The organism is Nocardiopsis sp. NPDC057823 (genome assembly GCF_042797335.1).
Lineage (GTDB): Bacteria > Actinomycetota > Actinomycetes > Streptosporangiales > Streptosporangiaceae > Nocardiopsis > Nocardiopsis changdeensis.
The window spans coordinates 38,806-52,252 of the sequence record NZ_JBHVLR010000023.1 but is presented as its reverse complement, the minus strand read 5'-3'; the positions used below and the strand labels follow the sequence as shown (position 1 = coordinate 52,252).

Genomic DNA, 13,447 nt, shown 5'->3' with positions numbered 1-13,447 from the left:
AGTGGAGAAGACGACATGACCGCGGACGACACCGGCGCCACCGCCATGGCGGCGTTCGAGAACACCACCTCACGGTGGGGACGGGCGACCATGGTCGCCGGGCTGGCACTCTCCCTGGCCGGGCCCCTCTACCTGGCGTTCTTCGCCGACCTGGGACTGGACGCCGCCCGGATCTGGGTCGCGTTCCTCGCCGTCGCCGCCACCTTCGGCGTGTTCTGGGTGCTGGAACCGCTGACCTACTACCCCATCCTGGGCCCGGCGGCCATGTACCAGGCGTTCATGATCGGCAACATCTCCAACAAGCTGCTGCCCGCCGCGGTCGTCGCCCAGGCCAGCGTCGACGCCCGGCCGGGCACCCGGCGCGGCGACCTGACCGCGGTGATGGCCATCTGCGGGGCGGCCACCGTGCACCTGACGTCGCTGCTGGTCGGCGTCGGGCTGCTGGGCACCTGGCTGATCTCCGCGCTGCCCGCCGGGCTGATCGAGGTCGCCCGGCTGTACATCCTGCCCGCCGTCATGGGCGGGGTGCTGGTGCAGTGCATCGTCACCATGCGCCGGTACCGCACCACCGCCATCGCCGTGGCCGTGGCGCTGGCCGTACAGTTCGCCCTGCTCCCCCTCGCACCGGGGCTGGCCCTCTTCTCCACCGCCCTGTGCGTGGCGGTGACGATGGTCCTGGCCTGGTTCCTGCGCGACCGCCGTATCGTGCACGGGACCGCCGCCGACAACGCCCCCGAACCCGCCCCGACCCCAGAGGAAGGCCGCCGATGACCGCCGAGACAGTACCCGCCGTCACCGACCCCGAGCGCATGCACCGGATCTACCGGCACCTGCACACCCACCCCGAGCTGTCCATGCAGGAGCACGCCACCGCCGACTTCATCGCGGCCGAGCTCGACGACCTGGGCATCGAGAACTTCCGCTGCGGCGGCACCGGTGTGGTGGGCGTCGTCCGCAACGGCGAGGGGCCCGTCGTCGCGTTCCGCGCCGACACCGACGGGCTGCCCATCGCCGAGGACACCGGACTGGAGTACGCCAGCACCGCCACCGGCACCCTGGAGGACGGCACCGAGGTGCCCGTCATGCACGGCTGCGGGCACGACACCCACGTCACGTCCCTGCTCACCGCCGCCCGCGAACTGCTCGGCCGCGCCGGCGAGTGGTCCGGGACCCTGGTGCTCGTGTTCCAGCCGGGGGAGGAGACGGCCGCGGGCGCCCGGGCCATGGTCGACGACGGCCTGTGGGACCGCGCCCCGCGCCCCGAGGTAGTCCTGGGCCAGCACGTCATGCCCTCGCGCGCCGGGAGCGTCACCATCTCCCACGGCACCGCGATGGCCATGGCCGACGCGCTGCGCGTGACCCTGTACGGCAGACAGTCCCACGGTTCGCAGCCGCAGTCCTCGATCGACCCCATCGTGCTCGGCGCGCACGTGATCGCCCGCCTCCAGACCATCGTGTCCCGCGAGCTGGACCCGCGCTCCCCGGCGGTCATCACCTCCGGCACCTTCCACGCGGGGCTGAAGGAGAACATCATCCCGGACCGGGCGGTGCTCACCCTCAACATCCGCTCCTTCGAGGAGGACGTGCGCGAGCAGGTGCTCGCAGCGGTCCGCCGGATCATCGCCGCCGAGGCCGCCGCCTCCAACGCCCCGGAGCCGCTGGTGGAGGAGATCTACACCTTCCCGCGCTGCTACAACGACCCCGGCGCCGCCGCCCGCGTCGAGGCGGCGCTGCGCGCCGAGCTCGGCGAGGACAACGTGTCCGTCGGCGAACCGGTGATGGGCAGCGAGGACTTCGGCCACCTGGCCGACTCCATCGGCGTGCCCGCGGTCTACTGGATGTTCGGCGGCTTCGACCCCGACGCGGGCGAGCCCCCGGTCAACCACTCCCCGTTCTTCGGCCCGCTCATGGAACCCACCCTCACCACCGGCACCCGCGCCGCCGTCGCCGGCATCCTCGCCTACCTCGGCACCAAGCCCTGACGGACCCCGCGAACGCCGAGAGGCCGGTCCCGAAGGACCGGCCTCTCGCTCTGTCGGGGTGGCGGGATTTGAACCCACGACCCCTTCCCGTACCGGGGCCCTCCGGCGGTCTGCGGCCCGAGCCCGGAAACCGTCCCTGACCTCGACATTCTCCCCGGACGCTTCCCACCGCTTCCCGGCCTCTCTCGGACCCATGTGCATTGAATGTGCATTGCTCCGGCCCCAGCCGCAGGGCGTCTACCTCGAGTGAGCTGGCCTGCTCCGCACGCCTGAACCATGCTGCCTCAGCCCAGGTCTTCGGTAACCATCGTCTTCGGTCCGGGGTGCCCGATGGCGCCGGGGCCGGCCACTCCAGACAGTCCGTGCCGCGCCATCGGGTGCCCCGGGATCTGAACACGTCATCAACCATTGGGACCAAAGGTCCTGACAGGCACCTGTGCCCTGAGTCACCATAGATGTCTCGGGTGGCTCTGGTCCCGCTCGCCGTACGGGCTCGTCCGAGAGACGTTGCGTGCGCACGGCCACCGGCCGTGTGCTCGGGACCGGGCGTCAGCCCGCAGCCCGAGCCACGGACGAGGGCCACCGCGACGGCGCTTGCGCCGTCGCCTTGATCCCATACAGCTCGACTCAGCAAAGATACTGATGGATTATAGCTTCTCCCTAGTAAACCTCCGTCGAATCTGGGACATCCAGACACGCAAAGGAAATTATCTATTCTCTCTTTTTCCTGAACTTGAAGAAAGTTATAAACTTTATAAAAGCGAAAGGGATGGGCTTCGAGCTGTAATAAGGGAAGGTGGGCTTGATCAAGAGACCTACAATCGGACCCGAAAAAAGCTTGGTGAAATAAAGAGGGAAGCCGAAAAGCTTATTTCTGAATACTTGACAGCGACAAGCCTGGAGATCGTATCCGATATGGAGGAGGATATTTTTTCTTGGTGCTTGGAACTCGGATCCGAGGTCGGCGGGAGGCAGACCTATCGCCTTGGAGAGGGGCCGAAATTTTTCTTTGTTGATAAACAAATGCAAAGGAACCTGCAAAGTGTTATGCCGCGACGCCAAAATTCAAGAAGTCAGATCATTTCTTCGCTCGTCGCTGTAATCGATAATGATATGCCTAAGGTAGTCGTGAGGACGGATGTTAAGGATTTTTATGGCAGTATCGATCATTCTATTATCTCCGCTATGATTGCGGATTCAAAATTGAATCCCCTTTCCAAGAAATTAATCGACAAGCTGCTTCATGAGTACTCCGAAATAACTGGAAGCCGCAGAGGTCTGCCTGTTGGTGTAGGGCTCAGCTCAAAGCTAAGCGAGCTATTCATATCTCACGTGGATAGATCCTTGCAGGAGGCTGAGGATGTACTCTACTATGCCCGTTATGTGGATGATATAGTAGTCGTTTTCAGTGCGAATGATGCAAATCCTCGATCCAAAGAAGACTTTTTTAACGTCATAAGGGAAAAGCTATCAGAAATTGGCCTGGAGGCGAACGATAAGAAAGAGTTTTTTCGAGAATTAGATGATTCAAACTCATTTTCTAGTTTTGAGTTCCTCGGCTACTCGATATCTTATTCAGGAAGAGTCAAAGTTAAGATGAGCAGTCGCAGGGTGAGGAGAATTAAGGATAGGATCGATCGGTCGTTGAAAGCTTGGTCTGTGGCCGAGAAAAATGGTGCGAACCATGCAAAGAGGAAGTTGCTTATAGACCGTTTGAAGTTCCTGACTGGAAATACCAAGCTTTTTAATAATAAAAGAAATGCCTTGGTTGGCGTGTATTTTACGAACTCTCATTTGACAGATTTCAAAGATCTGCAAGGACTCGATAAGTATTTAGATTACTGTTTGTCCCGTTTTGAAGTTCCAGAAGACCTCAGAGGGAAGATATCCAAGCTCTCTTTCGAAGAGGGTTTTCAGAAGCGGTCATTCTATAATTTCTCGGCAACCCAGTTGCGCAGGATAGTTGGAGTCTGGCATGAGCAAGAAGAAAATTAATATCAGAAAAAAAGATTCTCGAGTTCTACTTAGTGAAGTGCTTCCTTATGAAGTGCCTCCCAGTTTCAACAACAGAGGTTTCTATGATTTTCTGAATGCCAAAAGAGTCGTTTGCTCTGAAAGTGAAATTAAGGCTTTCGGGTTGAGTTCTCTTGAGGTGGCCTATCTTTCTATAATCCTCGGCAAAAAGATAGAAGTTAAAAAAGATGACAAAAAGACCAATCGAATAAATGTTGTGCTCCCGAGGGGAAGGTCAGACTTCACGGTTCCTTTTAATTTCACTATCAGGCATCAGTCTAATAAGCTGGTAACGCTTTCTATGCCTCACCCCAGGGCTCAAGTGGAAGTGATGGATTTCTATTCGAGGTACTCAAATTTGATGCTTTATTACACATCTAGGGGGTCTTTCTCTTTGAGGTCCCCTGTTCGAGTTGCTCGCTACAGCGTTGTCCGGGATTGGCTATTCGATGATAGAAGAAAAGAGCTAGACGGGGCCGAGGAAGATCGGCATGAATATGAGTGGCTCCGTTCCTACTTTAAGTATGAGAAATATAGTCTTTTGTATAGGTTCTATGATTCCAAAGAGTATCGATCCTACGAGCGAAAGTTCGGTTATCTCTTTAAAGCGGATGTCACCAAATGCTTCGATAGTATTTATACACACTCAGTGGCCTGGGCTGTTCATGGTCACGAGTTTGTCAAAACCAACATTGTGAAATCCAAAGGAAGCTTCGGTGGAGGTTTTGATAATTTAATGCAGCGAATGAATCATAGTGAGACTAGCGGTATCCTGATTGGCCCAGAATTCTCTAGGATATTTGCTGAACTTATATTGCAATCCGTCGATGTAGAAGTGGAGTCGGAACTCAGAAAGAAAAACTTGCTTAATGATAAGGACTATAAGATTCTGCGGTATGTTGATGACTACTTTGTTTTTTTGGCCTCCGAGTCAAACAAGCAAGCAATTCTCGATGTTCTCGCGCGTAGTCTTCGCAAGTTCAAATTGCACTTGAACCCCAATAAAGAAGAGGGGGAATATACGCCTTGGCTATCCCCCATCACGGTCGCCAAGCAGCGTATACCTAATCTAATTCTCGAGGGCGTAAGCCGGATAGGTGATGAGAACCCTAACGAGGGCCTTCCAAGGCCGTACATCAAGGCCAATAAAATAATCGTTGATTACAAGAGTTTGCTAGTAGGCACAGGAGTTAAACACTCTGACGTGGCTAGCTTCGCGCTGACTCACACGGAGACTCTTGTCGAGAAGCTTATTGGTGTAGCTAAAGAATCTTGGGGCAATTATGAAAATTTTCCCATTGAGGAGCAAATAAAGAGTGCCAGGTCTATTACCGGCGCGCTAATGGCTCTAGTCGAACTAGCTTTTTTTGTATATTCAGGGGATCCACGAATGACGCCGTCGGTCAAGGTGGCGAGAATAGTTAGCTCGGTTCTCAAATACTGCAAATCCGATGGCGTTCCACTGCATGAGCGTGAGCGACTGGAGATGGGGATCCGAGAAGAGTTGGTATTTCAATTGGATAGGTCCAGGGGCGGCCATCAATCCAGTGTAATCACTGCCACACTTCTAGACTGCCTGAGTGACTTGGGTCCTTCATATTCTTTGAGCGAACAAGAGTTAGCAGATTCTTGCGGTTTCTCGAAGGAGGGTAGTGATTTTTTTCCTCCGGTTGATATGAATGCATTCATGCTCTTTAGTATGCTTCTGCATATGAAAAATTCTGGAGAATACCCCGGACTTCGTGAAGCTTGCATGCAGTGGATTGATTGTCTTCAGAGCCGTCCAATTAACGACGCCGAGCGCTCTATTGTGAATCTTAATATAGTAACCTGTCCTTTTGTTGATGATGATTTCAAGAAGATAATTCTTGGATATTACGGATATCGTGGGAGTGGTGATCCTCAGGAGCTTTTCGGGAGGGGGGTCTATGGAAATATCAATTGGCAGCGCTTCAGTCTGTACTCTGCCTTGCAAGAGAAGCGGCAGCATGAGGTATACTGACCCCGCGCGTGGGCAATCCCTCTATAGGGGCACACACCAGCGCTGAGCATGATGCCCACAGAATTGCTCCCTTGGGCAGGCGTCTCTAGGCGCCTGCCCAAGCACCCAAGTTGACCGAGCAAGCGAAATCAATACCCATTGTATCCGTGAATGGTCAGCGTGTTAGGCATTAGTGTGCTTGGCGGGCGGGTATTATATTTTTCTGAATCTCGTTCGGCAAGCTGCCCGAGTTCGTGTGGATCGCCCCCGTTGCTTTGGGCAACGTAGCTCATTTTGCTTTCGTTGGGATTGTGTTCCGTGTTTCCTCGCCCTTTGTTCTAGGGGTTTTTTATATGCTTTAGAGTCATGCGCCAAGGGAATTCGCTGAGCTTTCTCGATCCACTTCTGGCTTCGTGTGGAATAAACATTCCTTGTCCAATCAGCACTTTTACATTTTCTTCTTGAAGTCTTTTTGTGTTCTCCTGGAAAGGAGTGCGGCTGGCATAGGCTGAGTTCACGAAAGGAAGTACCACGATTGGGATTCCAAGACCAATCGCCTCGTTCACAACATCCAAGGCGTAGTTGTCGGCGATGCCGTTGGCCAGTTTGTTGATCGTGTTGAAGGTCGCCGGAGCGACGATGATGGCGTCCGCTTTAGGGGAGCGAGCATCTCCCGGTACCCGATGCTGACTCCGGACAGGGCGGCCGGTCTGCTTCTCTAGTGCGTCCACGTCGATGAAGCCGACAGCGGTCGGGGTAGCCATTACTTGAACGGCCCACCCCTGCTCCTGCGCCAACCCCACGAGTGTGCCGACCTCCGAGGCCGGCCCCGCTGCGCACACCACCACGTAGAGCGTCTTTTGATTGCTCACTGATTCAGGCACCGACCCTTTCCGCGAGTTCGCTGACATTCCCATAGAGATGCCCACTCGCCCGACTGCGTATGTCATTGATTAACTGGTGCACCACCGGCCGCGCGCTCAGCTCCTCGCTCGCCATGTCCTCGACGTTGCGCAACGCCTGGTACGCCTGTTCAGTCTTCCCCCACTGCTGGTACGCGCGGGCCGCGTCGATGAACAGGGTCACACGGCGTTCCATGACCTCGATGTTCTCCAACCGCACCTGTCGCGCGTAGTCGATCGCGCTCCCCGCGTCCCCCATCTCAACCGCCGCGCTCACCCGGTGCAGCAGCACGTTCGTAGGGCCGAACGCCGTCCACTGGTAGTTGAAATCCCCTCCGAGTCTGGCGCCCGCTTCGCCAGCCTCATCAAGCAGGCCGAGCGCCTGACCCCGTTTCTCGCTCTTGGCCGCCGATACTGCTCCGCTCAGCAGCAGTGACCCGTACACCGATAGGGATTCGGGCGTGGGCTGGTCCATCGCCGCGTCCACCCGCTCTGCGGTACTCGTCGCCAGTTCCGTCGCCGCCTTGTAGTGGCGCTCTCGCATCAACGCCCGGGTGAAGGCCCGAGCGCTGGCGCCTACCACCTCGGGCCGCTCGCTGGCCTCCGCTGCCCGCATGCTCCGGTCGGCTGCGAGGTAGGACAGCCCGCGCTCTTCGCATTTCAACAGCAGGCTCGCCGCCACGTGGTAAGCCTCTGCCCGTAGCGCATGCACCCGTCCGACCTCGTCCCCCTCCACACCGGTCGCCGCGTCGTCCAACCCCCGCAGCAGGGCAGGAAGCCGTTTCGCCACCTCCGTGTAGTGGCACGCCTGGTATCCGGCCTTGGCCGCTCTGGTCCTCCGGGCCAGTTCACGCAGGTTCGTCGCCGGATGCGCCGCACCCTGGCTGCCTCCGGCGTACCGGGTCAGCGCTGCGGCTATCTCGTCCATGTCGAACAGGGAACCGGTACTCGCCTGGAACAGGGCGGTGCCGGCCAGTCCGACGAATTCGCGGCGACGCACGTTCGAGTCCTCCCCGGGGCGTGGGCTGCTCCTCGGCGCGGGCCGCATCTCTGGGATGACCGGCACCGTGCTCTCGGTGCCAGTGAACGCGCCAGGAATCACCGGTGCAAGGCCGAACAGCATCCGCGCGGTGTCCGGCATCCCGAACCCGTCGGCGATCCGCTCATAGACCTCGAACGCTGTGATGGTCTTGCGGCCGTTCAGTACCTCGCTGACACGCCCTTGCGAGATGCCGGTTGCGGCTGAGATCGCCATCTGACTCGCGCCTGCGTACTGCTGCGCGAACTGGAAAAGCGCCTGGACATCACGCCTGCGCAGGAACTCCGCTGTGCGCTCTCGCTCCCAAGCCCACGTGGGGATGGTGATCCGGCTCGTCGCGGGTCCCGTCATCCTGACTCCTCGGCGCTGCGAGTGCGGGGGGTGAACGCCAGTATCCACCTTCGTTATCCCCATCAGGAATGGGTTTCGGGAATCCGTATCGGGATTCTTGGGCCATGGACAGCAGCAGCGGAACCACATGCAGGGCATGTCGTGGCCGGGGGCGGAAGTCTCTGCGGCCTCGCCGCCTGGTCGTCGTCCGGCTCTCGACGGACAAGCAACCGGCGGTGCGTCAGGTCGTGTGCTCCTCCTGCAAGGGCACGGGCATGGACCCCGCTTCCCTGACCCCTCCGGGCAGCGGTCTCGCCTGCTGATCCATGACATGACAGACCCCCGCGACGCGGTGGAAGGCGTCCGGGGGCACGGCCAACCTGAAGGAAGCAGGCTGACGTGAGCGACCTTATCGCCCTGATTCGGGCTTTGGTGACTCTGGTACGACCGAAACGACACGGCAGGCACCACCGGACCGGCCCTCGGCCGTTCCATCTGCCCCAGCCTGCGCGGGTGGAGCTGTGGCCAGAGCCGGAACCGATCGTCATGGACGGTGGTGACCCCCGGGCCTACTCCCTGCACCGTGGCCCCTTCGTTCACTGGGAACACAGGCGCACCCTGGAGCGCGCAGAGCGGGACCGGCGGGGCCTGGACCTGCTGTTGAGCATCTCCGCTGCTCGCAGGGTTCCCGACGACCTGGCCGAGCTGCGTGACCTGGTGCGCACGGCCATCGCGGTCGGGGCGGTGCGGCGATGAACGGCGATGGCGGGCCCCTCCCCGACAGCCGCGAACCCTTGGCCGCCTGGGCGCGTGAACGGGGTGTGCGGGTGCGGGTGGCGGCTGAGGACTGGGAGTCGATCACCTATGAGGCCATCGCCTCCGGCCCGGACGGTCCCCACGTGGTGGACCGGGTCCGGTGCGCTCTCCCCGAAGCCGTGGTGCGCCGCCGCATGCTCGCGACCTACCTGGTGGGCCTGTCCCATGAGGTGGGCGGGGCCGAGTGCAGCCATGTCCGCCGCGTCGTTCCTCCGGCGCTTTTTTCCTCGGACGAGGCCGACCGCCATGACGTGACGCTCGTGGCCGCCGCCCTGGTGGAGAGCGAACGCCGCGCGGTGTGCGGTGCCACGGTGGACAACCTCACCGTGTACACGGTGCAGCGTGCCAAGGACTGGCGGCCGTTCTAGAGACCCCCGCGTGCCCTGACGTCTTTTCGAGACCACGGGGCCCAGGGCACGCGGGCCTTTCCCTCTTCAACGACGACGTGTCCGCGCCTTCGCTGCTGTCGGACTTCCCGTCGTTCGCTCTGTTCAGTGTGCTTTCGGGGCTCATATGTGGCCCCACCTGCTGACAGGGCGGGATCGTGTCAGTAAGCTACTCGACCACACGAGTACTAGAGTCACCAGGTGGACAACGTGTCGAATCTGGAGTTCGCTCCGCCCAAGTACGCGCAGATCGTGCGGGCGATCCAAGAGCGCATCGAAGACGGAACCTATCCGCTGGGGGAGATGCTTCCCTCCGAGTCCCGTATGGTCCGCGAGTTCGGGGCCGGCCGCTCCACGGTGGTGCGGGCCTTGCAGATCCTGAGCATGCAGGGGTGGATCGAGCGTGAGCACGGGCGCGGTTCGTTCGTGCGCGGTGTTCCGCAGCAGACCTCCGAGCGCTCGCATGCCGGGGCCAGTGCGTTCGACGCCTCCGAGAACAGCGTGCGCAGCCGCATCCTGTCGGCCGGTCGTGTTCCTGTGGCCGGTGCCGTGGCCGAGGCGATCGGGGTTCCCGAGGGCTCTCCGGCGGTCATGCGCCGCCGCCTGGTCCTGGACGAGGGCGAACCGAGTGAGCTGGTCACCCTGTGGTTCCCGGTGGACGTGGCCGAGGGAACCGACCTGGCGGATGATCAGCCCATCAGCATCGGGGCCCGTGAACACGTGCAGATGGTCAAGCAGCTCCGTCCCTCGACCGTGGTGGAGCGGCTGTGCGCACGGCTGGCCAATGGCACCGAACGCGAAGCCCTGGGGCTGGACGAGGGGACCCCGGTCCTGGGGATCACCGCGCGGATACTGGACGCCTCGGGAGATGTGATCGCGGTGGCCGAGGTGGTTCTCCCCGGGGATCTGCACGAGTTGGAGGACTCCTACCCGGCGGTTTGAGGGGGTCCGGGAACCGGTCGGCTTAGTCACTTGTCCGATTAAGTCTGGCCGGTTATCCTGACTTTCACTCGATCGGACAAGTAGTCGAGTGGTTATCGGAAGAGAGGAAGTGCCCATGGCTGTTCAGGGTGCGTTGCCGGTGGCGTTCGGGACCGTGTTCCCACACGGTGCGTTCGCGCTGGGGGTGGAGCCGATCACGGACTTCGAGACCAAGCGGCCCCAGCTCGACAAGGACACCGGGCTCCCCTTGTGGGCGGTGGACGTGATCGACGCCGACCCCGAGGCGCGCGGCAAGGCCAAGAGCGTGAAGGTCAAGATCGCCGCCGAGCACTGCCCGACCCTCCCCGACGAGGTCCCCGGGCTGCCGTTCCGCCCGGTGGAGTTCGAGCACATGGCGGTCATGCCCTACGTGGACGACTCCGGCCGCCGCCCCCGCGTCGCCTACTCCCTGCGCGCCCGGGGTGTGAAGGACCCCGGCGCTGCTGCGGGTGCCCGTCGCGCCCCGGCCAAGGACGCCGCCTAACCCACACCACATGAGACGGGGCGGCCTGGTGCTCCAACACCCTGGCCGCCCCTGGAACCCCTCCCTCAAGCCCTTCCACAAGCTTCACGAAGAGGTGTCTTCAGTATGTCCGACTACCCGAGCGACCTGTCCACGCTGACCGGCCCGCAACTGGTCCGCGCGTTCCTGGCCGAGATCGACAAGCCCCGCACCACCCCCGCCGAGAAGGCGGCGTTCTTCGACTTCAAGGCCCAAGTGTTCGCCGCCCTGGCCCAGCGCAACGGCGACCCCGAGGCGTTCAAAGCCGCCGAACGCGCCCGCACCCACCGAGACCGCCTCCTCGCCAAGATCGCCACCGGCGAGACGTTGAGCGGCGGTGACCTCTAATGCAGTTCACCTCCAAGGTCGGCTCCGCCCAGACCTCCCCGACCCTGCCGTCCCCTGCGCAGGGGGTGCGGTGGACGACCCCGATCGTGGAGACCCCCGGGATCGTGGTCCTGGCCTCCTGGATCTACCGCCTGGTCCGCTTCCTGGTCACCCTGCCGTTCCGCTTCCCCGTCCTGGTCGCCTGCACGACCGCGTCGGCCGTCTCCTGGTGGCTGGGGGACTGGCCCGCCCTCGCCGCCCTCTGGGGATTCACCTCCGTGGCGTCTCTGGTGTGGTGGCGCGCCTGGCCCGACTCCCACCGTCGGTGGGTGACCCTTCGGCTGCTCGCCTGGTGGCGGCACGTGTTCGTGTACCGGCGCCACTGGCAACCGGTCCTGGTCATCTCCGGGCTGGCCGAGTCCTACCAGGAACGCCGCTACCTCCCCAGGATTCGCCGCGTTGTCTGTGACACCTGGGCCGACCGGGTCAAGGTCACCCTCGTGGCCGGGACCTCCCCGGCCGAGTTCGAGACCCGCGTGGCCGAGCTGGCACACGGCTTCCACGCACCCTCCTGCCGGGTGATCGTGGACGGCCCCCGCAAGATCACGTTGGAGTTCCCCCGCTACGACACCTTGGCCGAACCCCTGGACGCCCTGCCCGTGCCCGACACCCCGGCCCTGGGTGCGCTGCCGGTCGGCCGCTGCGAAGACGGCTCTGCCTGGAACCTGTGCCTGCACGGCACGCACGTCCTGGTCGCCGGAGTCACCGGCTCCGGCAAGGGCTCGGTGCTCTGGTCCGCCATCCGCGCCATGCTCCCCGCCGTGGCCAAGGGCACCGTCCGTATCTGGGCGATCGACCCCAAGCGCATGGAGCTGTCCTACGGGCGGGACCTGTTCGCCCACTACGCCGACACCGGGGAATCCGCGGTGGCCCTGCTCGAACAGGCGGTGGCGGACATGCAGGCTCGGGCCGAACGCTACGCGGGCAGGCACCGTTCCCACACCCCCACCCGGACCGATCCGTTCGTGGTCGTGGTCCTGGACGAGGTCGCGTTCCTGACCGCCTACCACCCCGACCGCGACGTGCGCCGCCGCGCGGAGAACGCCATCGCCACCCTCACCTCCCAGGGCCGCTCGGTCGGCTTCGCCGTCCTAGCCGCGCTCCAGGACCCGCGCAAGGAGGTCATGAACCTGCGCAACCTCTTCCCGGACAAGGTCGCCCTGAGGTTGGACGAGGCATCCCAGGTGGACATGGTCCTCGGCGAAGGCGCACGCGACCGGGGCGCCAACGCTCACCTGATCGACCCCACCCTGCCCGGTGTCGGCTACGTCCGCCTCGAAGGTTCACCCGCCCCCGTACGGGTCCGGGCTTCTTACGTCTCCGACGAGGACATCACCGCCATGGCCCACGGCTACGGGGCGGGCTTCTCCTCGGGCTCTGAGGAGGGCGCATGACGGTTCTTGCGGGCAACGGCGAAGTCCCAGGTCCACAGAGCTGCGAGGGAGAGCACTGCGAATATCAGCGCCGACCGGAGTTGTCCGGAACCGATCAACATCATCACCCAGGCGAATTGGGCCATCCAGAGCATGTCACGGAGGCTCGGAAGCGTGAACTCCGCGTGGGGCGGTTTCTCATGACGGTTCTTGCGGGCAACGGCGAAGTCCCAGGTCCACAGAGCCGCGAGGGAGAGCACTGCGAATATCAGCGCCCACCGGAGTTGTCCGGAACCGATCAGCGCCATCGCGCAGCCGAATTGGGCCATCCAGAGCACGTCACGGATGCTCAGAAGTGTGAACCCCGCGCGGGGCGGTTTCGGTGGCATGGGGTGGGGGCTCCTGCTCTGTGGCCATGGTGGGTTGGTGACGCCGCGTCAATGTGGTGTCTTCTCGGGGCTGTTGGCCGCTCGGTACCGCGAGTGAGAGTGGGCTTCCCGGATGAGGTTGATCGAGTGGATCAGTGCGCTCAGCCCTACGAACCACATCGCGTACCGGTGCTCGAACCACACGAAGACCCCGACCGCAGCGGTGAGCACCAGAGCGGCGATCGAGAACTTCACCATCCACCAGTTCGCGGGCTCGGGATCACGGGCTGCACGCTCGCGTTCGAGCCTTTTCGCCTCGGGGTCGTGCGGGGCGCGATGCCGACCGGCCACGTGGGGGTTCCTTTCCGAGCCGTGCGGGCTGGGTGC

At 61.9% G+C, this 13,447-nt stretch carries 14 protein-coding genes; 10 read left to right on the top strand and 4 right to left on the bottom strand.

All coding sequences use genetic code 11. The annotated features are described in order from the left end of the window. The first annotated feature begins 15 nt into the window (after nucleotides 1–15). The 4 genes from ACFVNO_RS27600 to drt3b all read left to right on the top strand — a co-directional run bounded on the left by ACFVNO_RS27600 (nucleotide 16) and on the right by drt3b (nucleotide 5,997). Nucleotides 16–771, top strand: coding sequence for a hypothetical protein (locus ACFVNO_RS27600; protein ID WP_378896904.1), 756 nt, complete (start codon nucleotides 16–18; stop codon nucleotides 769–771). Beyond that, nucleotides 768–1,982 (top strand): amidohydrolase, encoded by a 1,215-nt coding sequence (locus tag ACFVNO_RS27595; RefSeq protein ID WP_355268404.1) that lies wholly within the window; start codon nucleotides 768–770, stop codon nucleotides 1,980–1,982. The genes ACFVNO_RS27600 and ACFVNO_RS27595 overlap by 4 nt, the downstream gene beginning before the upstream one ends. 642 nt (nucleotides 1,983–2,624) lie before the next feature. Further along, nucleotides 2,625–3,977, top strand: a complete 1,353-nt coding sequence (gene drt3a / locus ACFVNO_RS27590; protein WP_378896899.1) for an antiviral reverse transcriptase Drt3a — start codon at nucleotides 2,625–2,627, stop codon at nucleotides 3,975–3,977. After that, a complete protein-coding gene (gene drt3b, locus ACFVNO_RS27585) occupies nucleotides 3,958–5,997 on the top strand; it encodes an antiviral reverse transcriptase Drt3b (RefSeq protein ID WP_378896896.1) in 2,040 nt (679 codons plus the stop codon). The genes drt3a and drt3b overlap by 20 nt, the downstream gene beginning before the upstream one ends. Nucleotides 5,998–6,314: 317 nt before the next feature. Here drt3b and ACFVNO_RS27580 read toward each other — a convergent pair whose 3' ends face one another. Continuing rightward, complete coding sequence (locus ACFVNO_RS27580; protein ID WP_378896893.1) at nucleotides 6,315–6,860, bottom strand: flavoprotein; 546 nt, start codon at nucleotides 6,858–6,860, stop codon at nucleotides 6,315–6,317. Further along, complete coding sequence (locus ACFVNO_RS27575; RefSeq protein WP_378896890.1) at nucleotides 6,853–8,268, bottom strand: helix-turn-helix domain-containing protein; 1,416 nt, start codon at nucleotides 8,266–8,268, stop codon at nucleotides 6,853–6,855. The genes ACFVNO_RS27580 and ACFVNO_RS27575 overlap by 8 nt, the downstream gene beginning before the upstream one ends. Nucleotides 8,269–8,760: 492 nt before the next feature. Here ACFVNO_RS27575 and ACFVNO_RS27570 point away from each other — a divergent pair, with 492 nt between their 5' ends. The 6 genes from ACFVNO_RS27570 to ACFVNO_RS27545 all read left to right on the top strand — a co-directional run bounded on the left by ACFVNO_RS27570 (nucleotide 8,761) and on the right by ACFVNO_RS27545 (nucleotide 12,713). Beyond that, nucleotides 8,761–9,003: a hypothetical protein gene (locus ACFVNO_RS27570; protein ID WP_378896887.1), complete on the top strand. Its 243-nt coding sequence runs from the start codon at nucleotides 8,761–8,763 to the stop codon at nucleotides 9,001–9,003. Further along, nucleotides 9,000–9,431, top strand: a complete 432-nt coding sequence (locus ACFVNO_RS27565; protein WP_378896884.1) for a hypothetical protein — start codon at nucleotides 9,000–9,002, stop codon at nucleotides 9,429–9,431. The genes ACFVNO_RS27570 and ACFVNO_RS27565 overlap by 4 nt, the downstream gene beginning before the upstream one ends. Nucleotides 9,432–9,650: 219 nt before the next feature. After that, nucleotides 9,651–10,391, top strand: a complete 741-nt coding sequence (locus ACFVNO_RS27560) for a GntR family transcriptional regulator (RefSeq protein ID WP_378896881.1) — start codon at nucleotides 9,651–9,653, stop codon at nucleotides 10,389–10,391. Nucleotides 10,392–10,506: 115 nt separating this feature from the next. Beyond that, nucleotides 10,507–10,914, top strand: coding sequence for a plasmid replication, integration and excision activator (locus ACFVNO_RS27555; RefSeq protein ID WP_378896878.1), 408 nt, complete (start codon nucleotides 10,507–10,509; stop codon nucleotides 10,912–10,914). A 105-nt stretch (nucleotides 10,915–11,019) separates the two neighbouring features. Continuing rightward, nucleotides 11,020–11,280, top strand: coding sequence for a hypothetical protein (locus tag ACFVNO_RS27550; RefSeq protein WP_378896875.1), 261 nt, complete (start codon nucleotides 11,020–11,022; stop codon nucleotides 11,278–11,280). Next, complete coding sequence (locus tag ACFVNO_RS27545; protein WP_378896872.1) at nucleotides 11,280–12,713, top strand: FtsK/SpoIIIE domain-containing protein; 1,434 nt, start codon at nucleotides 11,280–11,282, stop codon at nucleotides 12,711–12,713. The genes ACFVNO_RS27550 and ACFVNO_RS27545 overlap by 1 nt, the downstream gene beginning before the upstream one ends. Here ACFVNO_RS27545 and ACFVNO_RS27540 read toward each other — a convergent pair. Together ACFVNO_RS27540 and ACFVNO_RS27535 are read right to left on the bottom strand one after the other, a co-directional pair. Beyond that, complete coding sequence (locus tag ACFVNO_RS27540) at nucleotides 12,671–13,030, bottom strand: hypothetical protein (protein WP_378896869.1); 360 nt, start codon at nucleotides 13,028–13,030, stop codon at nucleotides 12,671–12,673. The two genes, ACFVNO_RS27545 and ACFVNO_RS27540, sit on opposite strands and share 43 nt — an antisense overlap. Before the next feature lie 99 nt (nucleotides 13,031–13,129). After that, nucleotides 13,130–13,411, bottom strand: coding sequence for a hypothetical protein (locus ACFVNO_RS27535; protein WP_378896865.1), 282 nt, complete (start codon nucleotides 13,409–13,411; stop codon nucleotides 13,130–13,132). Nucleotides 13,412–13,447 lie beyond the last annotated feature (36 nt).

Excerpts from the sequence above, each read along its gene's own strand:
- ACFVNO_RS27600 (WP_378896904.1), top strand. The coding sequence starts at position 16 with ATGACCGCGGACGACACCGGCGCCACCGCCATGGCGGCGTTCGAGAAC.
- ACFVNO_RS27595 (WP_355268404.1), top strand. The coding sequence starts at position 768 with ATGACCGCCGAGACAGTACCCGCCGTCACCGACCCCGAGCGCATGCAC.
- drt3a (WP_378896899.1), top strand. The coding sequence starts at position 2,625 with ATGGATTATAGCTTCTCCCTAGTAAACCTCCGTCGAATCTGGGACATC.
- drt3b (WP_378896896.1), top strand. The coding sequence starts at position 3,958 with ATGAGCAAGAAGAAAATTAATATCAGAAAAAAAGATTCTCGAGTTCTA.
- ACFVNO_RS27575 (WP_378896890.1), bottom strand. The coding sequence starts at position 8,268 with ATGACGGGACCCGCGACGAGCCGGATCACCATCCCCACGTGGGCTTGG.
- ACFVNO_RS27565 (WP_378896884.1), top strand. The coding sequence starts at position 9,000 with ATGAACGGCGATGGCGGGCCCCTCCCCGACAGCCGCGAACCCTTGGCC.
- ACFVNO_RS27555 (WP_378896878.1), top strand. The coding sequence starts at position 10,507 with ATGGCTGTTCAGGGTGCGTTGCCGGTGGCGTTCGGGACCGTGTTCCCA.
- ACFVNO_RS27550 (WP_378896875.1), top strand. The coding sequence starts at position 11,020 with ATGTCCGACTACCCGAGCGACCTGTCCACGCTGACCGGCCCGCAACTG.
- ACFVNO_RS27545 (WP_378896872.1), top strand. The coding sequence starts at position 11,280 with ATGCAGTTCACCTCCAAGGTCGGCTCCGCCCAGACCTCCCCGACCCTG.